Annotated in this window: 25 protein-coding genes; 16 read left to right on the plus strand and 9 right to left on the minus strand. The window is 71.8% G+C overall.

Going from position 1 to position 22,683, the window contains the following annotated elements; all coding sequences use genetic code 11:
• Window positions 1-58: 58 nt before the first annotated feature.
• The 3 genes from hisN to aroA form a co-directional block, all read right to left on the minus strand.
• Window positions 59-859 (minus strand): histidinol-phosphatase, encoded by an 801-nt coding sequence (hisN, locus tag Asi03nite_RS27125; RefSeq protein WP_203683297.1) that lies wholly within the window; start codon window positions 857-859, stop codon window positions 59-61.
• Between the two features lie 157 nt (window positions 860-1,016).
• Complete coding sequence (gene rsgA, locus Asi03nite_RS27130; RefSeq protein ID WP_203683330.1) at window positions 1,017-2,090, minus strand: ribosome small subunit-dependent GTPase A; 1,074 nt, start codon at window positions 2,088-2,090, stop codon at window positions 1,017-1,019.
• A gap of 2 nt (window positions 2,091-2,092) precedes the next feature.
• A complete protein-coding gene (aroA, locus tag Asi03nite_RS27135) occupies window positions 2,093-3,385 on the minus strand; it encodes a 3-phosphoshikimate 1-carboxyvinyltransferase (RefSeq protein ID WP_203683298.1) in 1,293 nt (430 codons plus the stop codon).
• A 149-nt stretch (window positions 3,386-3,534) separates the two neighbouring features.
• Here aroA and Asi03nite_RS27140 point away from each other — a divergent pair, with 149 nt between their 5' ends.
• The 5 genes from Asi03nite_RS27140 (at window position 3,535) to rsrA (ending at window position 6,564) form a co-directional block, all read left to right on the plus strand.
• Window positions 3,535-4,212, plus strand: coding sequence for an SOS response-associated peptidase (locus tag Asi03nite_RS27140; protein WP_203683299.1), 678 nt, complete (start codon window positions 3,535-3,537; stop codon window positions 4,210-4,212).
• Window positions 4,213-4,403: 191 nt separating this feature from the next.
• Window positions 4,404-4,802, plus strand: a complete 399-nt coding sequence (locus Asi03nite_RS27145; RefSeq protein ID WP_203683300.1) for a WhiB family transcriptional regulator — start codon at window positions 4,404-4,406, stop codon at window positions 4,800-4,802.
• 14 nt (window positions 4,803-4,816) lie between these two features.
• Window positions 4,817-5,431, plus strand: a complete 615-nt coding sequence (locus tag Asi03nite_RS27150; protein ID WP_203683301.1) for an alpha/beta hydrolase family protein — start codon at window positions 4,817-4,819, stop codon at window positions 5,429-5,431.
• Window positions 5,409-6,272, plus strand: a complete 864-nt coding sequence (locus Asi03nite_RS27155; RefSeq protein WP_373872171.1) for a sigma-70 family RNA polymerase sigma factor — start codon at window positions 5,409-5,411, stop codon at window positions 6,270-6,272. Before Asi03nite_RS27150 ends, Asi03nite_RS27155 begins: the two co-directional genes overlap by 23 nt.
• Window positions 6,273-6,276: 4 nt before the next feature.
• Complete coding sequence (gene rsrA / locus Asi03nite_RS27160) at window positions 6,277-6,564, plus strand: mycothiol system anti-sigma-R factor (RefSeq protein ID WP_203683303.1); 288 nt, start codon at window positions 6,277-6,279, stop codon at window positions 6,562-6,564.
• A gap of 188 nt (window positions 6,565-6,752) precedes the next feature.
• Here the strand turns inward: rsrA and Asi03nite_RS38970 are convergent, their stop codons facing one another.
• Window positions 6,753-6,827, minus strand: coding sequence for a 50S ribosomal protein bL37 (locus Asi03nite_RS38970; RefSeq protein ID WP_369700219.1), 75 nt, complete (start codon window positions 6,825-6,827; stop codon window positions 6,753-6,755).
• A 134-nt stretch (window positions 6,828-6,961) separates the two neighbouring features.
• Between Asi03nite_RS38970 and Asi03nite_RS27165 the strand changes: the two genes are divergently transcribed.
• Complete coding sequence (locus Asi03nite_RS27165; protein ID WP_203683304.1) at window positions 6,962-7,177, plus strand: biotin/lipoyl-binding carrier protein; 216 nt, start codon at window positions 6,962-6,964, stop codon at window positions 7,175-7,177.
• Between the two features lie 3 nt (window positions 7,178-7,180).
• On the opposite strand, the gene Asi03nite_RS27170 is transcribed toward Asi03nite_RS27165, so the two are convergent.
• Window positions 7,181-8,722 carry a tetratricopeptide repeat protein gene (locus Asi03nite_RS27170; RefSeq protein WP_203683305.1) on the minus strand — a complete coding sequence of 514 codons (1,542 nt, stop codon included), beginning with the start codon at window positions 8,720-8,722 and terminating at the stop codon, window positions 7,181-7,183.
• A gap of 161 nt (window positions 8,723-8,883) precedes the next feature.
• On the opposite strand from Asi03nite_RS27170, the gene Asi03nite_RS27175 reads away from it, so the two are divergent.
• The 5 genes from Asi03nite_RS27175 (at window position 8,884) to Asi03nite_RS27195 (ending at window position 15,590) form a co-directional block, all read left to right on the plus strand.
• A complete protein-coding gene (locus Asi03nite_RS27175; RefSeq protein WP_203683331.1) occupies window positions 8,884-9,900 on the plus strand; it encodes an SIS domain-containing protein in 1,017 nt (338 codons plus the stop codon).
• A 30-nt stretch (window positions 9,901-9,930) separates the two neighbouring features.
• Window positions 9,931-11,511, plus strand: a complete 1,581-nt coding sequence (locus Asi03nite_RS27180; protein ID WP_203683306.1) for a sensor histidine kinase — start codon at window positions 9,931-9,933, stop codon at window positions 11,509-11,511.
• A gap of 470 nt (window positions 11,512-11,981) precedes the next feature.
• Complete coding sequence (locus Asi03nite_RS27185) at window positions 11,982-13,673, plus strand: nitrite/sulfite reductase (RefSeq protein ID WP_203683307.1); 1,692 nt, start codon at window positions 11,982-11,984, stop codon at window positions 13,671-13,673.
• 151 nt (window positions 13,674-13,824) lie between these two features.
• Entirely contained in the window at window positions 13,825-14,589 is a 765-nt protein-coding gene (locus Asi03nite_RS27190) for a phosphoadenylyl-sulfate reductase (RefSeq protein WP_203683308.1), read from the plus strand.
• Between the two features lie 68 nt (window positions 14,590-14,657).
• Window positions 14,658-15,590 carry a sirohydrochlorin chelatase gene (locus Asi03nite_RS27195; RefSeq protein WP_239102962.1) on the plus strand — a complete coding sequence of 311 codons (933 nt, stop codon included), beginning with the start codon at window positions 14,658-14,660 and terminating at the stop codon, window positions 15,588-15,590.
• A 444-nt stretch (window positions 15,591-16,034) separates the two neighbouring features.
• On the opposite strand, the gene Asi03nite_RS27200 is transcribed toward Asi03nite_RS27195, so the two are convergent.
• Together Asi03nite_RS27200 and Asi03nite_RS27205 are read right to left on the minus strand one after the other, a co-directional pair.
• Complete coding sequence (locus Asi03nite_RS27200; RefSeq protein ID WP_067697263.1) at window positions 16,035-16,289, minus strand: WhiB family transcriptional regulator; 255 nt, start codon at window positions 16,287-16,289, stop codon at window positions 16,035-16,037.
• A 411-nt stretch (window positions 16,290-16,700) separates the two neighbouring features.
• Window positions 16,701-17,651 (minus strand): diacylglycerol/lipid kinase family protein, encoded by a 951-nt coding sequence (locus Asi03nite_RS27205; protein WP_203683310.1) that lies wholly within the window; start codon window positions 17,649-17,651, stop codon window positions 16,701-16,703.
• A gap of 70 nt (window positions 17,652-17,721) precedes the next feature.
• On the opposite strand from Asi03nite_RS27205, the gene Asi03nite_RS27210 reads away from it, so the two are divergent.
• Both Asi03nite_RS27210 and Asi03nite_RS27215 read left to right on the plus strand, forming a co-directional pair.
• Window positions 17,722-18,099, plus strand: a complete 378-nt coding sequence (locus Asi03nite_RS27210; RefSeq protein ID WP_203683311.1) for a hypothetical protein — start codon at window positions 17,722-17,724, stop codon at window positions 18,097-18,099.
• Between the two features lie 38 nt (window positions 18,100-18,137).
• Window positions 18,138-18,845 carry a FadR/GntR family transcriptional regulator gene (locus Asi03nite_RS27215; protein WP_203683312.1) on the plus strand — a complete coding sequence of 236 codons (708 nt, stop codon included), beginning with the start codon at window positions 18,138-18,140 and terminating at the stop codon, window positions 18,843-18,845.
• Here the strand turns inward: Asi03nite_RS27215 and Asi03nite_RS27220 are convergent.
• Window positions 18,823-19,230 carry an ATP-binding protein gene (locus Asi03nite_RS27220; protein WP_373872172.1) on the minus strand — a complete coding sequence of 136 codons (408 nt, stop codon included), beginning with the start codon at window positions 19,228-19,230 and terminating at the stop codon, window positions 18,823-18,825. The two genes, Asi03nite_RS27215 and Asi03nite_RS27220, sit on opposite strands and share 23 nt — an antisense overlap.
• Window positions 19,231-19,327: 97 nt before the next feature.
• Window positions 19,328-19,732 (minus strand): superoxide dismutase, Ni, encoded by a 405-nt coding sequence (gene sodN / locus Asi03nite_RS27225; RefSeq protein ID WP_203683313.1) that lies wholly within the window; start codon window positions 19,730-19,732, stop codon window positions 19,328-19,330.
• 85 nt (window positions 19,733-19,817) lie between these two features.
• On the opposite strand from sodN, the gene Asi03nite_RS27230 reads away from it, so the two are divergent.
• From Asi03nite_RS27230 to Asi03nite_RS27240, 3 genes are all read left to right on the plus strand, one after another.
• Window positions 19,818-20,126, plus strand: coding sequence for a S26 family signal peptidase (locus tag Asi03nite_RS27230; protein WP_275409500.1), 309 nt, complete (start codon window positions 19,818-19,820; stop codon window positions 20,124-20,126).
• Window positions 20,127-20,340: 214 nt separating this feature from the next.
• A complete protein-coding gene (locus tag Asi03nite_RS27235; RefSeq protein ID WP_203683333.1) occupies window positions 20,341-21,498 on the plus strand; it encodes an NAD(P)-dependent malic enzyme in 1,158 nt (385 codons plus the stop codon).
• A gap of 232 nt (window positions 21,499-21,730) precedes the next feature.
• Complete coding sequence (locus Asi03nite_RS27240) at window positions 21,731-22,672, plus strand: zinc-binding dehydrogenase (protein WP_203683315.1); 942 nt, start codon at window positions 21,731-21,733, stop codon at window positions 22,670-22,672.
• The last annotated feature ends 11 nt before the right edge of the window (window positions 22,673-22,683 follow it).

Raw genomic sequence — 22,683 nt, forward strand, 5'->3', positions numbered from 1 at the left:
GCCAACCGGACATTTACCCACGACGCGGGTGCCTGGGATGTACCCCGTGCGGGTGCGATCAACCGCGAGGCGTCAGAGCGGTCAGGACGCTCTCGTGCAACAGGCCATTGGTGGCGATCACCGAGGACTTGTCCGCGCAGGTCCGGCCGTCCAGGTCGGTGACCTTGCCGCCGGCCTCGGTGATGATCGGGATCAGCGCGGCCATGTCCCAGAGCGACAGCTCCGGCTCGGCCATCGCGTCCAGCGCGCCCTCGGCCATCAGCATGTAGCCGTAGAAGTCGCCGTAGGCGCGGCTGCGCCAGACGCCGAGCAGGACGTCCAGCAGCTGCGGCAGCCGGCCGTTCTCCTGCCAGCCGGTCAGGCTGGCGTAGCAGAAGCTCGCGTCGGCGAGCCGCCGGACCCGGGAGACCTCGATCCGGGTGGCGGCGTGCTGGTGCCTGCCGGCGAACGCGCCCAGGCCGCGCCCGGCCCACCAGCGCCGGCCCAGCGCCGGAGCGGAGACCAGCCCGACCACCGGGGTGTCGCCCTCCATCAGCGCGATCAGAGTGGCCCAGATCGGCACGCCGCGGACATAGTTCTTGGTGCCGTCGATGGGGTCGATCACCCAGTGCCGGGTGCCCGGCCCGGCCGCCGCCTCCGATCGCCCGAACTCCTCGCCGAGCACGCCGTCGCGCGGCCGGGCGCGGGCCAGCGTGGCGCGGATCGCCTTCTCCACCGCGGTGTCCGCGTCGGACACCGGGGTGAGGTCGGGCTTCGCCTCGACCTTCAGGTCGAGCGAGCGGAACCGGGCCATCGAGATGGCGTCGGCCGAGTCGGCGAGCAGATGGGCAAGAGCGAGATCGTCCGCATATCCGGCCATGGAAGAGACCTTACTGAGTTCGATTGCCTCGCTTCGCTCGGCGGCATCGCGCCCTTGTCGGAGGCGGGCGCGATGCGTCGTGGTTCTGTGCCGCGCGGGTCAGGGGGATCGTGGTGGTTGTGGTGCCGCGTGGTCAGGGTCTTGACGCGTGGTGGGGTCAGGCGGTCAGGCCGGTGTCCGGCTGTTGGTCTCGGGGCTCGAGGTCTCCGGCGCGTGAGGCGAGAAGCCGGCGGTACGACTCCAGGCGCCGCCGGTCGGCCTGCCCGGCCGCCACCCACGCCTCCAGCGTGCAGTCCACGTCGGCGGCGGTGTGCCCGCAGTTCGGCTGGTCTTCCAGGGTGCCCTCGACCAGGTCGGGAAAACCGTGCAGCAGGCTCTCGGCGCTGACGTGGGCCAGGCCGAAGCTCCGGATGCCCGGGGTGTCGACGATCCACCCGGGGTTCCGGCGGGACCCGCCGGCCGGGGGCAGGCGCAGCGCCACCGCGCTGGTCGAGGTGTGCCGCCCCTTGCCCACCGCGCTGACCGCCCCGACCGCCCGCAACGCGTCCGGCACCAGGCGGTTGACAAGCGTCGACTTGCCGACCCCGGAGTGACCCACCAGCACCGAGATCCGGCCGGCCAGCCGTTCCCGCAGCTCCGCCAGGTCACTGCCCGGGCGGACCAGCACGTACGGCAGGTCCAGCTCGGCGTAGTAGTCCAGCACCCGCTCGGGCCCGGCCAGGTCGGCCTTGGTCAGGCAGAGCAGCGGCTCGATGTCCGCGTCGTACGCCGCGACCAGGCACCGGTCGATGAACCCGGTGCGCGGCGGGGGGTCGCTCAGCGCGCTGACGATCACCAGCTGGTCCGCGTTCGCCACCACCACCCGTTCCAGCCGGCCCTCCGGCGTGGTGTCGTCGTCGTCCGCGGTGCGCCGCAGCACCGAGGTGCGCTCGGCGATCCGGACGATCCGGGCCAGCGACCCGGTGTCGCCGGACACGTCACCGACCAGCGCCACCCGGTCGCCCACCACCACCGATTTGCGGCCCAGCTCCCGGGCCCGCATCGCGGTGATCACCTCGGGCTCGCCGGCGGCGTCCTCGCGGACACAGCCGTACCGCCCGCGGTCCACGGTGATCACCAGCGCGTCCACCGCGTCGTCGTGTCTGGGGCGCGTGCGGGTGCGCGGCCGGGACGACCGCCCCGGCCGGACCCGGACGTCGTCCTCGTCGTACTCCCGCTTACGCCCTGGCAGCTTCAGCTCCTTGCCGCGAGTCCCGCCCAGAGTTCCGGGAACTCGGGCAACGTCTTCGACGTACAACCTACGTCGGTGAGCCGGACGCCCGGGACGGAGAGTCCGACCACCGCGGCGGCGTGCGCCATCCGGTGGTCCGCGTACGTCTCGAAGGAGGCCCCGCGCAGCGGCCGCGGCTCGATCCGCAGCCCGTCCCGGAACTCGGTGACCCCGGCGCCGAGCTTGGTCAGCTCGGCGGCGAGCGCGGCGATCCGGTCCGTCTCGTGGCCGCGGATGTGCTCGACCCCGCGCAGCTCGGACGGCCCGTCGGCGAGCGCCGCGAGCGCTGCCAGCACCGGTGTCATCTCGCTCACCTCGGACAGGTCGGCGGTGACCCCGCGCAGCGTCCCGGTGCCGCGCACGGTGAGGCCGCCGGCCGGGCGGGTCACCTCGGCGCCGAACGCGGTGAGCAGCTCGGCCAGCCGCTCGACCGGCTGCCAGCTCGCGGCCGGCCAGCCGGCCAGGGTGACCGCGCCGCCGGTGACCATCGCGGCGGCGAAGAACGGCAGCGCGCCGGAGAGGTCCGGCTCGATGGTCCAGGTGCGGCCGCGCAGCGGGCCGGGCTCGACCACCCAGACGTCCGGCACGCTCTCGTCGACCACCGCGCCGGCCGCGCGCAGCATGTGCGTGGTCATCCGCAGGTGCGGGGCGGACGGCACCGGCGGGCCCGCGTGCCGCAGCGTCAGGCCCTTGCTGAACCGGGCCGCGGAGAGCAGCAGGCCGGAGACGAACTGGCTGGAGCCGGACGCGTCGACCACCGCCTCGCCGCCCTCGACCTGGCCGGCGCCGTGCACGGTGAGCGGCAGCCCGCCGGTCGGCGACGCCTCCACGCGCACCCCGAGCGAGCGCAGCGCGTCCAGGATCGGCCCCATCGGGCGCTTGCGGGCGTGCGGGTCGCCGTCGAACTCGACGGTGCCCTCGGCCAGCCCGGCGACCGGCGGCAGGAAGCGCATGATGGTGCCGGCCAGGCCGACGTCCACCCGGGCCGGGCCGCGCAGCGGGCCGGGCTCGACCAGCCAGCGGTCGCCGGCCGAGGTGTCCACGGCGACGCCGAGCGCGCGCAGGCCGGCCGACATCAGCGTGGTGTCCCGCGCCTCGAGCGGCGCCTCGATCACCGAGGACCCGTCGGCCAGCGCGGCCAGAATCAGGGCCCGGGCGGTCATCGACTTGGAGCCGGGCAGCCGCACGGTGGTGGTGACCGGGCCGGTGGCGGACGGGGCGAGCCAGGGACGGAGTTCAGCAGCCATGGCCGCCATTCTGCCGGTGCGTGCCGGCATTTCCGCGGCGCATTCCCGGCTCCCGGGACATGCGCAGCGGATTCCGGAGCCGGGCGCCTTCCGGCACCGGCTTTTCCTCGGTGTTTTGTGCCCCCTGCCACAGTTTCCGTTGGCGTACGCTGCTCCCCATGTGCGGGCGGTACGCGACCACGCGGAGCAACGCGGATCTCAGCCAGTTCTTCGAAGCGGCCGACGTGACCGGGGAACTGTCGCCGAGCTGGAACGTCGCGCCCACCAATCCGGTCCCGCTGATCCGCGAGTCGGCCACGCACGCCGCCCGGGTGCTGGACTCCGCGCGCTGGGGCCTGGTCCCGCCGTGGGCCGCCGACCTGCGCCAGGGCTCCCGGATGATCAACGCGCGGGCCGAGACGGTCGCCGCGTCCCGGGCCTTCGCGCCGTCCTTCGCCCGCCGCCGGTGCCTGGTCCCCGCGGACGGCTGGTACGAGTGGGTCCGCGCCGGCAAGCAGAAACAGGCGTACTACATGACCTCGGCGGACGGCTCCCCGCTGGCGTTCGCCGGGATCTGGTCGGCCTGGGGCCCGGAGTCCGTGCTGACCTGTGGTGTGATCACCACCGCGGCGCTCGGCGGGCTGGCCCGGGTGCACGAGCGGATGCCGTTGATCCTGCCGCCGGACCGGTGGGCCGGATGGCTCGCCGGCGGGGGCGACCCGGAGCCGTTGCTGCGCCCGATGAGCGTCGCGGAATTGGACGCGATCGAGGTGCGTCCGGTGGGGCCCGCGGTCGGCAATGTGCGCAACAACGGGCCGGAGTTGCTGAGCCCGCCGGCCGAGGTAACACTTTTCTGAACTCCGGAAGATCAACGATGGTCTTTGTCGGAGTATGCGCGGATTCGGCATCGACAACTTTGTTTCAAGATAGATCAACCCCTTGTTCTGATCTTGTACGGTGCGGTACAAACCAGCGCCGGAGTGGTGCCGGTCCGCAAGGTGCGGAGCGGCCGCCACAGCAGTTCCGGTCCCACGGGGGAGGTGGGCTGATGACACGAGCACGCATGCCGCGTCCGCACGAGGTGGCCATCGCGCGACGCGACCCGCGGCTGCTCGACGCGATTGCGGGACGCCGGACGGACGAGGCCTGGCGGACCCGGGGAGCTTGCCGGACCGTCGACCCGGAGACGTTCTTCCCGGCACCGAACGAGCCGTCGGCAAGCGCTGTCGCCCTCTGCGGCACGTGCCCGGTGCAGGGCCCATGTCTGGCCTGGGCGCTGCAGGTGGGCGACTGTCACGGCGTCTGGGGCGGCACCACGCCACGCGAACGGCGGGCCATGCTGGTGGCCTGGCGCGAGCGCGTCCGGCCGGACGGCGGGCCGGTCGAGGACGACACCACGGACGAGGAGGACCGCCGCTTCCTGGCGCTGGAGCCGGTGAGCCGCTGATAGAAACGGAGCCTGTGACCAGCTCCGAGAAAATCGTCGAGACCCCGCGCGGGCCGGCCCGGGTCCGGGTGACCGACCCGGCCGGGCCCTCGCGAGGTCAGTTGTTCCTGGGCCACGGGGCCGGTGGCGGCGTGGACGCGCCGGACCTGGTCGCGGTGCACGACGCCGCGGTGGCCGCCGGGGTGCGGGTGGTGCTGGTGACCCAGCCCTACCGGGTGGCCGGGCGGCGGGCGCCGGCCCCGGCCGGGCAGCTCGACGAGGCGTGGACCGCCGTCGTGCGCGCCGAGGCCGTACCCGATCGGCCCCTGATCCTCGGCGGGCGGTCCAGCGGAGCGCGCGTCGCGTCGCGGACCGCCCCCCACCTCGGCGCCGCGGGTGTGCTGGCCCTGGCCTTCCCGCTGCACCCGCCGGGCCGGCCGGAGAAGACCCGGGCGGCCGAGCTGCCGGCTCAGATCCCGACGCTGGTGCTCAACGGCGACCGGGACCCGTTCGGCGTGCCCGAGGCCGGCGGCGCCGTCGAGGTGATCGTCCGGCCCGGCGCCGTGCACGATCTGAAGAAGGACCCGCCGGGCACCGCCGCGCTCGTGATCGACTGGCTCCGGCGACATGGCTGGACGGCGGAATTCTGAGCACGCCCACGGCGTTGTGATCCCCGGATGGTTTTCCTTGGAAGGGGTGTCTGTAGTGCGTGCTTTGGAGCACGAGCGCCGGGAGAAGACCCGGGTCCGGGAGCTCCTGGACTCCCCGGCGTGGCCCGCCGTGGAGCCGGCGGCCCCTGCCACGCCGGTGAGCGTGAGCACACCGGTTTTCGAGAGCGTGACGGGGGCACTACCCGTATCCTCGGCGGGGCGGTCGAGGGGGGAGTCCAGGGTGGCCCAGAAAGAGCGGACCGACGAGCGTCGGCAACGCTTCGAGCGCGACGCGCTGCCGTTCGTGGATCAGTTGTACGCTGCCGGCCTGCGGATGACCCGTAACCCGGCCGACGCCGAGGACCTGGTGCAGGAGACGTTCCTCAAGGCGTACTCCGCGTTCCACCAGTTCGAGGCGGGCACCAACCTCAAGGCCTGGCTGTACCGGATCCTGACGAACACCTACATCAACTCCTACCGGCGCAAGCAGCGGCAGCCCGTCCAGGCGCCGACCGAGGAGATCACGGACTGGCAGCTGGCCTCCAGCGAGTCGCACACCTCGTCGGGTCTGCGCTCCGCGGAGACCGAGGCGCTCGACCGCCTGCCGGACAGTGACATCAAGCAAGCGCTGCAGTCCCTGCCGGAGGACTTCCGGTTGGCCGTCTACCTCGCCGATGTCGAGGGTTTCTCGTACAAGGAGATCGCCGACATCATGGGCACGCCCATCGGCACCGTCATGTCCCGCCTGCACCGCGGGCGGCGCAACCTGCGCAATCTGCTCGAGGGGTACGCCGCCGAGCGCGGCATCACCAGGACCGCGTCCGAGCCGCAGGAGGCGTGACCAGATGTCGAGCCCGGACAACGAGGAACACGAGACCGACTGCAGCGTGGTGCTCGACGAGGTCTACCTCTACCTCGATCTCGAGTGCAGCGAGGATCGCCGCCACCTGATCCAGAAGCACCTGGACGAGTGCTCCGGCTGCCTGCGGGAGTTCGGCATCGAACACGAGGTGAAGGCGCTGGTCGGCCGCTGCTGCGGGGACGAGCGGGCGCCGTCCGAGCTGCGTGAGCGGCTCCGCTACAAACTGGACCAGCTGGAGATCCAGGTCGAGACCCGGGAATACCTGCCCTGACCACTCGCGCGAGGACCCCGGCAGCACGAGCTGCCGGGGTCCTCGTGTGTGTTTCACCGCGACCACAGCGCACTTCGCCCGCTGGTGCCGAGGGCGCCGAAAACGGCTGGGCGTAGCCGTGGTCGTTCTCGGAGCCCTCGGCACCAGCGCGAAGGGCGAAGTGCCCGCCGAGCGAAGCTCGGCGAAATTCAGCTGTTGGGGCGCTTGCCGTGGTTCGCGCCGCTCTTCTTCCGGGCCTTCTTCTTCCGAGCCTTCTTGGCCATGAGGGCCTCCTTTCGCACGCTTCTGCTCAGCCGCCGATCGTAGTCGGCGCGTCCCGTGGGCCGGGACTCGCCCGCGCATGATCCGTGTTTTGATGGTCTTCCCTACGAGGGAGTGACAGGAGGGCGATCAAAGCATGTCCGAGGAGATCCGGGCCGAGATGGTGGCCAACGTGTGGAAAGTCGTGGCCGGCGTCGGCGACACCGTCGCGGAGGGCGACACGCTGGTGATCCTGGAGTCCATGAAGATGGAGATCCCGGTGCTGGCCGAGGCTGGCGGCACGGTCGGCGAGCTGGCCGTGAACGAGGGCGACGTCGTTCAGGAAGGCGACCTGATCGCCGTCATCGACTGACGCTCACTTCCGGAGCCAGCGCAGCAGGTAGGACCGGCCGCGCTGGCGAGGGACGACCGGCACCCGGACGGTGGCCGCGGCCAGCTCCCGGGTGGACCGGTCCAGCTCCGGCGTGACCAGCGCCAGCTCGGCGACCGCCCGGACGTGCGGCCCGCCGGCCACCTCGGCGAACCGCCCGGCCACCACGGCCGCCACGTCCGCCCGCGCCCCGGGGTCCACCCAGGCGTAGGTGATCAGCGCGAACAGCGCCGCCTGGGTGACCCGGTCGATGTCGCCGTCGAGGAGTCCCAGCAGCAGCTTGCGCCGGCCGGAGTCCAGCCACGGCTCCTCCGAGCCGTGGTGCAGCAGACCCAGGCAGGCCCAGACCTCCGCGCCGCCGGGGCGCCCGGCGCCGGTCACCGTCGGGTGGCCCAGCAGCGCCAGCAGCTCCCACGGCTCGACCAGCACCAGGCCGAGCGCGCGGTCGTAGGCCGCCGGCGGGTGCGGCCAGTCCGCCGAGGCTACCCGCAGCAGCCGGTCCACCGCGTCCGCGGACGGCTCCGCGTTCACCGTCGGCCGGCTGGCCGGCAGCCGGGACAACCCGGCCGGCAGCCCGCTCAGCCAGGCCGCGTCCCGGCAGCACTCGTCCAGGTCGGTGTGCTCGTGGGTGTCATCCGGGTGGTCCCGGACGAAGTCGGCGAGCCCGACCAGGTGCGCCACGTCGCCGTCGGCCCGGAACCGCAGCCGATGGGCGGTGTGCACCACGCAGTCGTACCGCGGGTCGCGTTCCAGCGCCCGGTCGGTCCAGCGCAGCGCCTCCTGGAGCCGGCCCAGGTCGGCGAGGGTGGCCGCGACGTCGGCGTAGACCGAGAGGTCGTCCGGGTCGTACATGACCGCGCGGCGCAGCGCGGCCAGCGCCTCCGGGATCCGGCCGGCGCTGCGGTACGCGTACCCCAGCCAGATCTCGCCCAGCTTGGACGGGCGTGACCGCTGGCCCCGCACCGCCCAGTCGATCGCCAGGCGCGGCTCGCCGAGCCGGCGGGCCAGCGCGGACCCGGCGCCGAGCAGCATGGCGTGCTCGCCGTGCGCGGCCACGGTGTGCCGGACCACTGTCAGGTAGGGGCGCAGCGGGGTGGCGGCCGATCTCGGCGCCGGATCGCCTACCGCGGTGCAGAGCCGCATCACCGTGCGCGCCAGCGTGTCCGGGTCGATCCGCGCGCCGAGCACCGGGTCGCTGACCCACGGCACGCCGGCCCAGTCGACGCCGGGCGTGTGGCCGCTGGCCGCGGCGAGCAGCGGCAGCCCGTCCTCCGGGCGACCGGCCGCGGCGAGCAGGTGCGCGTGCGCCGCCACCCGGCCGGCCGGGGCGTAGGGCTCCAGCGGGAACAGGTCGAGGGCGTCGTCCGCGCGCGCCGCCAATCGGCTGAGCAACTCGTGGATCTCCGGCAGGGTGGGTGCGTGGTGCAGCGCCCCGGCCAGGTGGCGGGCGGCCTGGTCCATCTCGCCGCGGTCGAGAGCGGCGCGGGCGAGGGTGAGGTCGTGCCGGACCTGGGGATGGGCATCCACGAGTGAAGACAGTACGGGCAGCGGCGCGATCTGTCAGTCCGCGCGTTTGCGCAGTAGTGCGCGAAAGATTGACGTACTAAGCTATTTCTTGCAAGACTGCGCATCGATCGCGCGAGAACTGCTCATCTGGGGAGGATGACGTGACGGAGCGAGGCCACGGGATGGCAGCGGACATCGCGGAACAACCGGAGGGTTTCGCCCGCCTCCTGGAGGGCCCGCACGCGACAGCGATCGCCGAGGTCGCGGCGGAGGTGGCGGCCCGCCGGCCGCGCAACGTGGTCTTCGTCGGCCGCGGCACCTCCGACCACGCCGCGCTCTACGGCGCCTACCTCACCGAGATCCGCCTGGGTCTGCCGGTGGCCAGCGCCTCGCCGAGCGCCATCACCCTCTACGGCGCCCGCCCCGATTTCACCGGCTCACTGGTCGTCGGGGTCAGCCAGAGCGGCGGCTCGCCCGACCTGACCGGGGTGCTCTCCGCGGCTCGGGAGAACGGCGCGCTCACCCTCGCGGTCACCAACAACCCGGAGTCGCCGCTGGCCCGGGCCGCCGAGCTGTCGGTGGACGTGGCGGCCGGGCACGAGCGGGCGGTCGCCGCGACCAAGTCGTACACCGCCGAGCTGCTCGCGTTGCTGCTGCTGGTCGAGGGCATCCGGGCCGGCGGCGGGCGGCTGCCCGAGGCGGAACGGGCCGCGCTGGCCGAGCTGCCGCGGCTGGCCGCCACCGCGCTGGCCGACCGGAACGCCGAGGAGGTGGCGCAGCGCTACCGGTTCGCGCCGCACATGGTGACGACCGGCCGGGGGTATGCGTATCCCACCGCCCGAGAGGCCGCGCTCAAGCTGATGGAGACGTCGTACGTGCCGACGCTCGCGTTCTCCGGCGCCGACCTGCTGCACGGTCCGCTCGCGATGACGGACGTCGACGTGCCGGTGATCGCGGTGGTGGGGGACGGCCCCGGCGGCAGGTCGATGGAGGACGTGCTCACCCGGCTCGGCGAGCGCAAGGCCGACGTGCTGACCGTCGGCCCGCGGGGCAGGCTGGCCGTGCCCGCCGTGGACGAGCGGCACAGCCCGCTGCTGGACATCCTGCCGCTGCAGAAGCTCGCGCTCGCGCTGGCGCTGGCCCGCGGCGAGGACCCGGACGCCCCGCGCGGCCTGAAGAAGGTGACCAGCACTCTCTAGGCGAAACATACCCGTGGCAGGCTTGGACCCGTGTCCACCCTGCGCGATCTCGTCGAGGAACACACCAGCCTCGGTTCCGCCGACATCGACCGCCTGCACCGCCTCGCCGGTGACTGGCAGCTGCTCTCCGATCTCTCCTTCGCCGATCTGCTCCTCTGGGTGCCGGTCAAGGGGGAGCAGCCGCGCCAGTTCCTCTGCGTGGCGCAGGTACGCCCGACCACGGCGCCCACCGCCTACCAGGACGACCAGGTCGGCAAGATCTTCGGCGGTCCCGAGGTGGCACACCTGGACGTGGCCTTCACCCAGGAGCGGATCTGGCGGGAGGGCGACCCGGTGTGGTACGGCGACACCCCGGCCCGCCACGAGGCGATCCCGGTGCGGCGCCGCGACGAGCACGACCACGAGGAGGGCTACAGCGAGGTGATCGCGGTGATCGGCCGCGACACCAACCTGAGCACCGCCCGCACCCCCAGCCAGCTGGAGCTGAACTACCTGACCACCGCCGACGACCTGGCCCAGATGGTCGCCGACGGCACGTTCCCGCCGGTCCGGCAGCCCGGGGAGATGACCACCTCGGCCCCCCGGGTCGGCGACGGCCTGATCCGGCTGGACGCCTCCGGCAAGGTCACCTACGCCAGCCCGAACGCGCAGTCGGCGTACCGGCGGCTCGGCTTCAGCGCGCACCTGGTCGGCGAGGAGCTGGCCGGTCTCTCCAGCCGGCTGGCCGCCGACCCGCTGGAGGGCAACGACGTCGCCGAGCGGATCCGGTCAGCGCTGCGCGGCGAGTTCCCGCCCCGGATGGAGTTCGAGGCCCGGGGCGCCACCGTCCTGACCCGCTCGCTGCCGCTGCTGCCGGCCGGCGTCCCGATCGGCGCGCTGGTGCTGGTCCGCGACGTGACCGAGGTGCGCCGCCGGGACCGCGCGCTGATGACCAAGGACGCCACCATCCGGGAGATCCACCACCGGGTGAAGAACAACCTGCAGACCGTGGCCGCTCTGCTGCGCCTGCAGGCCCGCCGGGTGGACGCGCCGGAGGCCCGGATGGCGCTGGAGGAGTCGGTGCGCCGGGTGGCCTCGATCGCGCTGGTCCACGAGACGCTCTCGATGTCCAGCGACGAGGCGGTGGAGTTCGACGGGATCGTGGACCGGGTGGCCACGGCCGCGACCGAGGTGGCCTCCACCGGCTTCGCGGTGCGCATGCGGCGCGAGGGGACGTTCGGCATACTGCCCGCGGAGATCGCCACGTCGCTGGTGATGGTGCTGAACGAGCTGCTGATCAACGCGGTCGAGCACGGCTTCCCCGAGGCGGACGACGACGAGGCGCCCGCGCCGCCGCCGGTGTCCCTGACGCCGGGCGGGCCGGCGATGCCCGCGGCGCCGTCCGCGGAGGTGGTCGTGTCCGCGCATCGGTTCCGCAAGCAGCTGCACGTCACGGTGGCCGACAACGGGCAGGGGCTGCCGGAGGGGTTCCGCCCGGACGCCGGTGGCCGTCTCGGCCTGCAGATCGTCCGCGCGCTGGCCACCGGCGAACTGCGCGGCAGCATCGAACTGCGCAACCGGGCCGGCGGCGGGACCGAGGCGGTGCTGGTCGTCCCGCTCGGCAAGCGCTGACGCCGGCGCCCCGGACCGAAGATCAGGCCCGGCTGGTTTTTGGGGCTCTCTCCGGGCTGCCGGGGCGCCTCTCGGCGCCGGCCGGGGTGGCTCGGGCCGGGCGGTGGACGGGTTGATCAACATCGATGGTCGGGTGTCTCCCACCTGCGCTGTAACGGATTCGTAACGGTGGTAGGAGAACTCCGCCAAGTGCCGTGGACCACACTCCCGGATTCTGGACCTCACTGGCCCACATTCGGATTGCGTGAGAGGCTTACCGGCATGACCGCTGCAATCGACCGCCGCTTCGTGGCCCGCCGCCACGTCGACTACGGGCGTGTCTTCAGCGCGATGTGTCCGGCTTCCTGACGCCGCCCCAAAGAGATTCGGGCGCGGATGACAAGCCGGCCCCTCCCCGACGCTGATGTCGCGGAGCCTCTCGATGGCCGCGATTGTCCTCCGGTGCCCACGAAACCCGGAGGAACGCCGCCATGGCGCCCAGCAACACTCCCGCGACGCCGACCGCACGCCCCCGTAAGGCGCGCGGCGAGGGTCAGTGGGCGCTCGGACACCGCGAGCCGCTCAACCCGAACGAGCGCAGCAAGAAGGACGACAACCCGCTCAACGTCCGGACCCGCATCGAGAACATCTACGCCCACGGCGGCTTCTCGTCGATCGACCCGGCCGACCTGCGCGGCCGGTTCCGCTGGTGGGGGCTCTACACGCAGCGCAAGGCCGGGATCGACGGCGGCCGCACCGCGGTGCTGGAGCCGGAGGAGCTCGAGGACGAGTACTTCATGCTCCGCGTGCGCATCGACGGCGGCGCGCTGAACCTGGCCCAGCTGCGCACCATCGCCCAGATCTCCACCGAGTTCGCCCGGGACAGCGCCGACATCACCGACCGGCAGAACATCCAGCTGCACTGGGTGCGCATCGAGGACGTGCCGGAGATCTGGCGCCGGCTGGAGGCGGTCGGCCTGCAGACCACCGAGGCGTGCGGCGACTGCCCGCGCGTCGTGCTGGGCAGCCCGGTCGCCGGCATCTCGGTCGACGAGGTGATCGACGGGACACCGGCCATCGACGAGATCGTCGAGCGGTACATCGGCGACCCGGCGTACTCGAACCTGCCGCGCAAGTTCAAGACGCAGATCTCCTGGCTGGCCGACGGGCCGTACCAGGTGAACGACGTCTCGTTCGTCGGCGTGGTGCACCCCGATCACGGCCCCGGCTTCGACCTCTGGGTCGGCGGCGGCCTGTCCACCAACCCGCGGCTGGCCGAGCGCCTCGGCATCTGGGTGCCGCTGGCCGAGATCCCCGAGGTCTGGGCCGGTGTGGTAAGCATCTTCCGGGACTACGGCTACCGCCGGCTGCGGCACCGCGCCCGCCTGAAGTTCCTGCTGGCCGACTGGGGCGTGGAGAAGTTCCGCGAGGTCCTGGAGAAGGAGTACCTGGGCCGCGCGCTGGTCGACGGGCCGGCGCCGGACCTGCCGGAGAAGCCGATCGACCACATCGGCGTGCACAAGCAGCGCGACGGGAAGAACTACGTCGGCGCCGCGCCGGTGGTCGGCCGCTCGTCCGGCACGCAGCTGAGCCGCCTGGCGGAGATCGCCGAGCGGCACGGGTCGGACCGGGTGCGGCTCACGGCGTACCAGAAACTGCTCGTCCTCGACATCGCCGACGACCGCGTCGAATCACTGATCACCGATCTCCGGGAGATCGGGTTGGAAGCCCGTCCCTCCAGCTGGCGGCGCGGCACCATGGCCTGCACCGGCATCGAGTTCTGCAAGCTGGCCATCGTCGAGACCAAGGCGCGCGGCGAGGAGCTCGTCGCCCGGCTCGAGGAGCGGCTGAAGGACTTCGACGCGGACATCTCGGTGCACCTCAACGGCTGCCCGAACGCGTGCGCCCGCACCCAGGTCGCCGACATCGGGCTCAAGGGCCAGTTGGTGATGAACTCGCACGGCGAGCAGGTGGAGGGTTTCCAGATCCACCTCGGCGGCGCGCTCGGCATGGCCAAGGGGGAGACCGCCGGCTTCGGCCGCAAGCTGCGCGGCCTGAAGGCCACTGCCGAGGAGCTTCCGGAGTACGTGGAACGTGTCGCCCGCAACTACCTGGCCGGTCGTTCCGACGGCGAGACGTTCGCCAACTGGGTGATGCGCGCGGACGAGGGGCTCCTGAAGTGAGCGACGCCCGGTCCGCCCCGCTCTACTGCCCCTACTGCGGTGAAGAGGACCTCCGCCCCAACGAGTCCTCGCACGGCGCCTGGGAGTGCCACTCCTGCGCCCGCGTCTTTTCGGTCAAGTTCATCGGGTTGTTGTCCAAGGGAGCTACCAAATGAGCATCCTCAACGCCACCGGCCTGGGCCTGATCAACCTGGGCGCGCCCAGCGCCCCCGCCGACCCCGCTCGGCGCGGCCCCGAGGAGCTGCGGGAGCTGGCCCTCGCGGCCGCCCGCGACCTCGAGGGCAGCTCGGCCGAGGAGATCGCCGCGTGGGCGACGGGCGCCTTCGGCGAGCGGTTCTGTGTCACCAGTTCGATGGCCGACGCCGTGGTCGCGCACCTCTTCTCCCGTGTCGCGCCCGGGGTGGACGTGGTCTTCCTCGACACCGGTCTGCACTTCCCGGAGACCCTGAAGATCCGCGACACGGTCGCCCGCACGATGAACGTGAACGTGCGCTCGATCCGCCCGCGGATGACGGTCGGCCAGCAGGACGGGGAGTACGGTCCGCGGCTGTTCGCCCGTAACCCGGACGAGTGCTGCTTCATGCGCAAGGTGGAGCCGCTGGAGCGGGCCCTGGCCGACTACGACGCCTGGGCCACCGGCCTGCGCCGCGACGAGTCGCCGACCCGCGCCAACACGCCGGTCGTCGCCTTCGACGCGAAGAAGGGCAAGGTCAAGGTCAACCCGATCGCGGCCTGGACGCAGGCCGACGTGGACCGCTACATCAGCCGGTGGAACGTGCCGGTGAACGAGCTGTTCAAGAAGGGGTACGGGTCGATCGGCTGCTGGCCGTGCACCCGGCGGACGAAGGCCGGGGAGGACCCGCGGGCCGGCCGGTGGGCGATGTTCGAGAAGACCGAATGCGGTCTGCACGTCTGACTCCGGCCTCTCCGGCTCCGCTCACGCCAGGTCCGCTGTCGCAGGCGTCGCGGCCGGCCGTGGTTCTCGTGGCGCACGGCAGCCGCGACCCGAGGGCGGCCGAGTCCACCGAGGCGCTGGCCCGGGCGGTGCGCCGGGCCCGCCCCGAATGGCTGGTCCGCGCCGCTTATCTGGATCATGCCGGCCCGCGCCCGCTGGAGGTGCTGGAGGCGCTCGGCGCGCGCCGGGCGGTGCTGGTGCCGTTGCTGCTGACCGAGGCGTACCACGGACGGGTGGATCTGCCCGCGGTCGTGGCCGCCGCGGCCGATCTGCCGGTCGAGGTGTCCCTGGCCGAGGTTCTGGGTCCCCGGCCGGTGGCCTCGGGACTTGCCACGCCGGGTTCCGGTCCCGTCGGGGCGGGCTCGGCCGGTCCTGGGCATGCCGGGGCGGCGCCGGGGCAGGCCGGGCGGGTCGGTCCGGCACGGCTGCGGATGCCGCGGTTGCTGCTGGAGGCGCTCGTGCGGCGCCTCCCGGGCCCGCGTCTCGTGGTGCCGCTTCCTGCGGGATCGTCTGCCGGCGAACCGCATGCTGTCGGAGCGCGTGGCGGGGAACCGCTTCCTGCGGGGACGCGTGTCGCGGAGCGACGCTCCGCGGTAGCGGGCTTCGATGCCGTGGTGCTGGCCGCCGCGGGAACCCGTGACGCCACCGCCCGCGCAACGATCGAGCACGCCGCCGCCGCGCTGGGCGCGCGTCTCGGCGTTCCGGCGACGGTGTCCTACTCCTCAGGCGTCGGACCGCGAGCCGGAGAAGCGGTGCACGCCCTGCAAGCCGCCGGCGCCCGGGAAGTCGCGGTATCGGGTTATTTCCTGGCGCCAGGACTGCTCTACGATCTCGCGGCCGATTCCGCACGCGAGGCCGGGGCGGTCTTCGTGGCCCCGCCCCTGGGGGATGCCCCGGAGCTCGTCGGCCTGATCAGTTCCCGGGTAGCGGCCGCCGGCGTCCGGATGCCAGCCGCCGCCTGAGCCTGCGGCTGCCGTCCGGGTGTCTGAACCGCCCCTGACGCACCCCTGAGTGCCAGCCGGACCCCGCGGCTGGGCCGGCTCAGCGGCCGCTGGCGGCTGATTACTGCCCCGGCCGGGCATCGACCCGGGTGAGCCCAACTCCGTGCCACGCAGTGGATCTCCCGCGCGGCAGAGTGGATCTCCGCGATGTTTTAACTCAAAGTAACGATCACTCTGCGCTATGCGACCATCGGAGTCCCGATTGGAGGGTCTACAACGGAGTGTGCCGGAGGCGCGACAGAAACCGATCAGCGCCCAATTTCGAGATCATTTCAGGACTGCGGGCAAACGTACCGTGATCGAATTGGCGCGCAGTGGAATGGAAGCGCAGAGTGAGTGGCCCGAAACAGCAAGACGCCCCGGTGCCGTCCGGCCCGGGGCGTAAATGCTGTGCGGGGGATTGAATCAGGCGGTGGGAGCGGAGACCCGAAGGCCGCCACGACGCTTGACCGCGCGCCGCTCGTCCTCGCTCATTCCGCCCCAAACGCCGGCGTCCTGGCCGGACTCGAGTGCCCACTGGAGGCAAGACTCGGTCACAGGGCACCGCCGGCACACGGCCTTGGCCTGCTCGACCTGCAGGAGCGCGGGGCCGGACGTCCCGATGGGGAAGAACAGCTCCGGGTCCTCGTCGCGGCAGATCGCATCGTGGCGCCAGTCCATGGCGGCAAACTCCTTGTTTCGGATGGGGTAATGAAAACAGTGCTGTTTACCTATATGCATGCGCCCGAAGTGCCGACGGGTTGTGCCCGTAGACTCACCGGAGCGTCAGCAAGCCTTTGTGTTTGGTACCCGTTCTGCGCTTCTGGATTAGGAACGCGCACAAGCAGCTACCGGTTACTTCTTATCGCTTGTGAATGCTTTCACGAACTCCCGCGATGTCAAGGGTAGCGCTGGAAGTTTCTTCCAGCGGGTGAGCTGGCTCACGCACCCTTATGTCCGGTTCTGCTGCTCTTGCCAGAGCCGGTTGACGAACGCTGCCATCAATGTAGTACGGTCCCGCCCACTTCGCCGACCTTTTGCCCGAGTTTTTGTAACGGATCGTAAGCACGACCGACAAGACGTACCCAGCAGTCAGCAGATCACACGCAGCGCTGACGGGACGGACACGAAGTGCACCTTCTGCCGCTCCCCGAGGTAGTCGCCGTCCAGCTGGAACGGCTGGGGCCGGGACGAGACCACGGTGAACTCGGCAAGGTCGTGCAGGCGAACTACTTGTTTACCGTGTGGATCGCCGGAGCGCCACGCGAGTTGTGTCACGGTCCTCGTGGTTGCGGAAATCCTCAGGTCGCGCAGGGCGAACACGTCGAGCCCGAGATCGAACGAGGCGTCCGGATTCGGGTCCACCGGCCGGTCCCCCGCGTACGTCCAGGGGGCGGTGTTCTGCACGATCACCGTGCCCAGCCCGGTCTCCCCGGCCTCGCCCGGAATCTCCATGGTCATCGGCGGATCGGACCGATCGAACCCGGACAGCAACTGGCCGGCCATCGAACGCACGTAGAGCCCCGGCGTCGACGTCCGGCCGCGCAGCCGCGCCTGCTCCACCCGGCGGATCACCGCGGCGTCCAGGCCGAGTCCGCCAGTGAAGGTGAAGTAACGATCATCGGCGCGACCGAGACCGATCACCCGGTGCCGTCCGTCGCGCAGTCCGTCCAGGATCACGCTGGTCCCGTCCACCCAGCCGCGCGGCAGGCCGAGCGCGCGGGCGAACACGTTGGTGGAACCGCCCGGGACCACCGCCAGGGCCGGCAACCGGTACGCCGACGGCCCGGCCAGCCCGGCGAGTGCCCCGGGCGCGGTCATCAGCCCGTTCACCGCCTCGTTGACGGTGCCGTCGCCGCCCAGCGTGACCACCACGTCGACGCCGCTCTCGGCGGCCGCCCGGGCCAGTGAGGTGGCGTGCCCCCGCCGCTCGGTGTAGCGCACGGTCAGGTCGGCGGCACTCTCCAGCGCCCGGACCAAAACGTCGCGGCTTCGCTCGGTGGTCGCCGTCGCCCGGGGGTTGACCACCAGCAACGCACGCATGGGCGGCACCTTACCCGGCGGATCCGGATCCGGCTGTCGGTATGGTGCAGCAGTGACCGGTGAGAAATCCGTGACGAACGCGGCGGCGTCCCTCGACTGGGCGGTCCGGTCGCTCTACCTGCAGAGCGTGGGGCTCGCGGGGCTCACGGCGTACCTGATGATCCTTGATCTGACCAGCGGCGGAGTCGACGCCGGCGTGGCGATCTCGCTCACCGTGATGGCGGCCCTGGCTGCCGGCGCGGTTTTTCTGGTCGCCCGCGCCCTCGGGCGGCGCAAGGTCCGAGCCCGCGGCCCGGCCGTCGTAGTCCAGCTGTTCTTGCTGGCCACGGGCGGTTTTCTGGTCCAGGTGGGGCCGCTCTGGCTGGGCGTCGTGCTGCTGATTTTCGCCGCGGTCACAGCTGTTCTGGTGCTCCTGCCGGCAAGTGGTCGAGCGTTGGGTGTCGATTAACGGCTCCCACGTGGGCACCTTGGGCATAACCTGGATGAGTGACCGGCTCAACGGTGCGCCCGCCCGCCTATCAGCAGCTTGCGGACGAGTTGCGGGCGGAGATTACGTCAGGACGACTTCAGCCCGGCGAGAGGCTGCCGCCGGAACCTGAGCTGTGCGTCAAGATCGGCGTCAGCCGCAGCACGGTGCGTGAGGCGTTGCGCCTGCTCGCCAGCCAGCATCTGATAGTCACGACCCGTGGGGTGACCGGCGGGAGCTTCGTGGCGCATCCGGATGCCGGGCAGTTGGCCGAGGGCCTCTCCACCGGGTTCTCCCTGCTCGCGCACTCGGCCGGGGTCGGCCTCGCCGACCTGCTCGAGTTGCGCCGCGCGCTGGAGGTGCCAGCCGCCGGGCTGGCCGCTACCCGGCGTTCGGAGGCCCACCTCACCGAGTTGCGTGGCTCGATGTTCGATCCGTCGGCCGACGACCTCGAGACCATGCTCGGGGCGCACTCGGTCTTCCATCGGCTGATCGCCAAGGCCACCGGCAACCCGCTCTTCGAGCTGGTCGGCCGTCCGGTCTACCAGGCGTCGTACGGCGAGGAGGTGGTCGCCGAACTGCCGCCGGACTACTGGCATCGGATCGACGCGGACCACCGGGAGCTGGTAGACCACCTGGTGGCCCGGGATGCCGAGGGGGCGACCCGCACGGCGACGCGGCACCTCGACTACATCGCGGCGGCGGCTAGTACTCCGTCCGGCGGGTGAGCAGGCGGATCGTCGCATACTGACCGTTGGCCTCCGCCGAGGCCGACGTGGTCAGCGCGGTCAGCACCTTCCACGCGAAGGACGACTCGGAGGGCAGCCGCGCCCCGCGCACGGTGGCGACGGTCACCTCGACGGTGAGCGCGTCGTCGGTGACCGCGAACCGGCACTCCAGCTCGGCGCCGCGGATGGCGATCGCCAGCAGCATGGCGCACGCCTCGTCGACGGCGATCCGCAGGTCCTCGATCTCGTCGAGGGCGAAGTGCAGCCGGGCGGCGAGGCCGGCGGTGGCCGTCCGGAGCACGCCGAGGTATCCACCGTCGGCGGGAACCGTCAGGAGAACGACGTCGTCCCCGGCTTCCGGCTCCGTCTGGGTCAGCTGCGTCACGCGCCACCTCCTCCTGTCGGTGGAGACTCTAACCGGTTGCTGTCAGTTACCGCAGAGGCCGGCGCATCCTCACGGAGGCGCCGGCCCGGGGTCGTACTCAGGCCTGCTTGGTCTCCCAGAAGATCTTGGAGATCTCTTCGATCTTGCCGAGCAGCTGGTCGGCGACGGCGACGTCCACCGAGCCCTTGGCGCCGGAGGCGCCGGCCAGCTTGGTGGCCTCGTTGAAGAGCTGGTGCAGCTGCGGGTACTTCTCGAAGTGCGGGCCCTTGAAGTAGTCGGTCCACAGCACCCAGAGGTGGTGCTTGACCAGCTCGGCGCGCTGCTCCTTGATCAGGATCGCCCGGGTGCGGAACTCGGGGTCCGTGTTCGCCGCGTACTTCTCGGCGATGGCCTTGATCGACTCGGCCTCGATCCGGGCCTGAGCCGGGTCGTAGACGCCGCACGGCAGGTCGCAGTGCGCGCTGACCACAGTGCGCGGCATCAGGAAACGCGGAAGTCGCATCAGGACTCCTCCATAGAGTTTGCGATGATCCGGGCTTGACACTACCCCTTACATCCCGGGGATAACGCGACGGAGGCTTGATGCCTTGAGGTGGCACTTACCACTGTTCGCCGTATTGGTGCACGGTCCGTCCATGGTGCCGGCACTACGTCACGGCGACGCCCTGATCGCCCGGCGCGGCGCCCGGGTAAGGACCGGTGACGTCGTCGTCGCGCGCTTCCGTTCCCGACCGGACCTGCTCGTCGTTAAACGGGCGGTGCGGGAACAGGACGGTGGCTGGTGGCTGGAGGGTGACAACGAGTTCGTGCGGGACGACTCACGGTCCTACGGGGTGGCGGATGTCATCGGGCGCGTGTTGTTCCGCTACTACCCCGGCCCAGGGCGGTTAAGTTAGTCTCCAGTATCCCCAGCGCACACCCGCGCTGTGGTCGCTTTCCCGGGTGACCCCCGCATCGCACCGCCCCCTGGCGCATACTCGCGACCAGGTTGTGTCAGGTGCCACGAATCAATGTCGATGCCGTGTGGAGTTCACCGTGTCATTCTTCAGTTTCGAGCTCGATCCCGCCCTCGCCGCCGATCCGGTCTTCGACCTGCACCGGCAGGGCAAGATGACGATGAGCGCGACGGTTCCCCTGACCAGCCGGGACGACCTGTCCCTGGCGTACACCCCGGGTGTCGCCCGGGTCTGTGAGGCGATCGCCGAGGACGAGTCGCTCTACCCCGACTACACCTGGACCTCGAACACGGTCGCCGTCGTCACCGACGGCTCCGCCGTGCTCGGGCTGGGCAACATCGGGCCCAAGGCCGCGATGCCCGTCATGGAGGGCAAGTCGGTGCTGTTCAAGCAGTTCGGCGGGGTCGACTCGATCCCGATCTGTCTGGACACGCAGGACGTCGAGGGCATCATCGCGGCGGTCAAGGCGATGGCGCCGTCGTTCGGCGGGATCAACCTCGAGGACATCAGCGCCCCGCGCTGCTTCGAGATCGAGCGCCGGCTCGACGCCGAACTGGACATCCCCGTCTTCCACGACGACCAGCACGGCACCGCGGTCGTCACGCTCGCCGCGCTGCGCAACGCCGCCACCCTGCTCGGCCGCCCCCTCGCCGGGCTGCGCGTGGTGATCAGCGGCGCCGGCGCGGCCGGCATCGCGATCACCAAGACCCTGATCGCCGCCGGCGTCCAGGGCGCCAACGTGATCGTCTGCGACTCCCGCGGCATCATCCACGCCGATCGCGGCGACCTCACCGCGATCAAGGCGGAGCTGGCGGCCACCACCAACATCTCCGGCCGCACCGGTGGCGTCACCGAGGCGCTGATCGGCGCGGACGTGCTGGTCGGCGTCTCCGGCGGCAGCATCGACGAGGAGGCCCTGGCCGGGATGGCCCCGGGCGCGATCATCTTCGCGCTGGCCAACCCCACCCCGGAGGTCCCGCCGGCGACCGCCCACAAGTACGCCGCGATCGTCGCCACCGGCCGCAGCGACTTCCCCAACCAGATCAACAACGTCCTGGCGTTCCCCGGCATCTTCCGCGGCGCGCTGGACGTCCGGGCCACCACGATCACCGACGCGATGAAGGTCGCCGCGGCCGACGCCATCGCGTCGATCGTCGCCGACGACCTGCGCCCGGAGGCGATCGTCCCGTCGCCGCTCGACCCCCGGGTCGCTCCGGCGGTGGCCGCCGCGGTCGCCGCCGCGGCGATCCGCGACGGCGTCGCCCGCCGGAGCTCGGCGCCCGCGCCGGCTGTCTCCCGGCAGCTTGCCTGACCCGCGCTTCTCCGGTTTCCGGCGCGCCGCTTCACCGTTGGTGGGGCGGCGCGCTGCTTTCTCCCGGCTGCGGCCACTCGATGTCCGCTTTCGAGTGTTTCTGTACGCCGTGAGCCCTCCCTCGCCACGGCCCGTTCCCCCCGCGCGGTCTCTCGTCGCGGCGTGCTCCACCGCGTGCCGTCGGTGCCGCTACCATCTCGTCCGCGGGCCTCGGCGGGTCTAGGGTCGGATCATGCGCGCCGCCTATGCCTCCTCGCTCCAGCCCGACGTGCCGCTGAGCGGCCTCACCGTCGGCGACCTGCCCTTCTCCGCCCCGGACGGCTGGGTCCCGGTCGAGGTCCGGGCCAGCTCGCTCAACCAGCACGACATCTGGTCCCTGCGCGGCGTGGGACTCCCCGCCGACCGCCTCCCGATGATCCTGGGCTGCGACGCCGCCGGGGTCACCCCGGACGGCGATCCGGTCCTGGTCCACCCGGTGGTGCTGGACCCAGCCGACCCGCGCGGATACTCCCTGCTCTCCGAACGCCACCCCGGCACGCTCGCCGACCAGGTCGCCGCCCCGCCGGAGAACCTGATCCCGATTCCCGCCGGGGTGACCTTCGCCGAGGCGGCGTGCCTGCCCACGGCCTGGCTCACGGCGTACCACATGCTGGTCACCCGGGGCCGCGCCGCCGAGGCCGGCGCGGTCCTGGTCCAGGGCGCCGGCGGAGGGGTCGCCACGGCCGCGGTCGCGATCGGCGTGGCTCTCGGCAAGCGGGTCTACGCCACCAGCCGCGACCAGTGGAAACGTGACCGCGTGGCGGAGCTCGGCGCGGTGGCCGTCGAGCCCGGCGCCCGCCTGCCGGAACGCGTCGACGTGGTGATCGAGTCGGTGGGTGAGCCGACGTTCTCGCACTCGCTGAAGTGCGCCGCCCCGGGCGCCCGGATCGTCGTCTGCGGCGCCACCGGTGGTCATCTGGCCCAGGTCGACCTGCGCCGGGTCTTCGCCATGCAGCTGGAGATCCTCGGAAGCAGCATGGGCACCCCGCACGAACTGGCCGAGCTCCTCGAGATGTGCGCCGCCGGCAGGATCCGCCCGGTGATCGACTCGACGTTCCCGTTCACCGCCGTCGCGGACGCCTTCACCCGCCTGAACTCGGGAGACGTCTTCGGCAAGGTGGTCATCGAACACTGACCCCGCGAGAC

Origin of the sequence: Actinoplanes siamensis, from assembly GCF_016862395.1 — a bacterium.
Classification (GTDB): Bacteria; Actinomycetota; Actinomycetes; order Mycobacteriales; family Micromonosporaceae; genus Actinoplanes; species Actinoplanes siamensis.

Excerpts from the sequence above, each read along its gene's own strand:
- hisN (WP_203683297.1), bottom strand. The coding sequence starts at position 859 with ATGGCCGGATATGCGGACGATCTCGCTCTTGCCCATCTGCTCGCCGAC.
- aroA (WP_203683298.1), bottom strand. The coding sequence starts at position 3,385 with ATGGCGGCCATGGCTGCTGAACTCCGTCCCTGGCTCGCCCCGTCCGCC.
- Asi03nite_RS27140 (WP_203683299.1), top strand. The coding sequence starts at position 3,535 with ATGTGCGGGCGGTACGCGACCACGCGGAGCAACGCGGATCTCAGCCAG.
- Asi03nite_RS27145 (WP_203683300.1), top strand. The coding sequence starts at position 4,404 with ATGACACGAGCACGCATGCCGCGTCCGCACGAGGTGGCCATCGCGCGA.
- Asi03nite_RS27155 (WP_373872171.1), top strand. The coding sequence starts at position 5,409 with ATGGCTGGACGGCGGAATTCTGAGCACGCCCACGGCGTTGTGATCCCC.
- rsrA (WP_203683303.1), top strand. The coding sequence starts at position 6,277 with ATGTCGAGCCCGGACAACGAGGAACACGAGACCGACTGCAGCGTGGTG.
- Asi03nite_RS27165 (WP_203683304.1), top strand. The coding sequence starts at position 6,962 with ATGTCCGAGGAGATCCGGGCCGAGATGGTGGCCAACGTGTGGAAAGTC.
- Asi03nite_RS27175 (WP_203683331.1), top strand. The coding sequence starts at position 8,884 with ATGGCAGCGGACATCGCGGAACAACCGGAGGGTTTCGCCCGCCTCCTG.
- Asi03nite_RS27185 (WP_203683307.1), top strand. The coding sequence starts at position 11,982 with ATGGCGCCCAGCAACACTCCCGCGACGCCGACCGCACGCCCCCGTAAG.
- Asi03nite_RS27190 (WP_203683308.1), top strand. The coding sequence starts at position 13,825 with ATGAGCATCCTCAACGCCACCGGCCTGGGCCTGATCAACCTGGGCGCG.
- Asi03nite_RS27200 (WP_067697263.1), bottom strand. The coding sequence starts at position 16,289 with ATGGACTGGCGCCACGATGCGATCTGCCGCGACGAGGACCCGGAGCTG.
- Asi03nite_RS27205 (WP_203683310.1), bottom strand. The coding sequence starts at position 17,651 with ATGCGTGCGTTGCTGGTGGTCAACCCCCGGGCGACGGCGACCACCGAG.
- sodN (WP_203683313.1), bottom strand. The coding sequence starts at position 19,732 with ATGCGACTTCCGCGTTTCCTGATGCCGCGCACTGTGGTCAGCGCGCAC.
- Asi03nite_RS27235 (WP_203683333.1), top strand. The coding sequence starts at position 20,341 with ATGACGATGAGCGCGACGGTTCCCCTGACCAGCCGGGACGACCTGTCC.
- Asi03nite_RS27240 (WP_203683315.1), top strand. The coding sequence starts at position 21,731 with ATGCGCGCCGCCTATGCCTCCTCGCTCCAGCCCGACGTGCCGCTGAGC.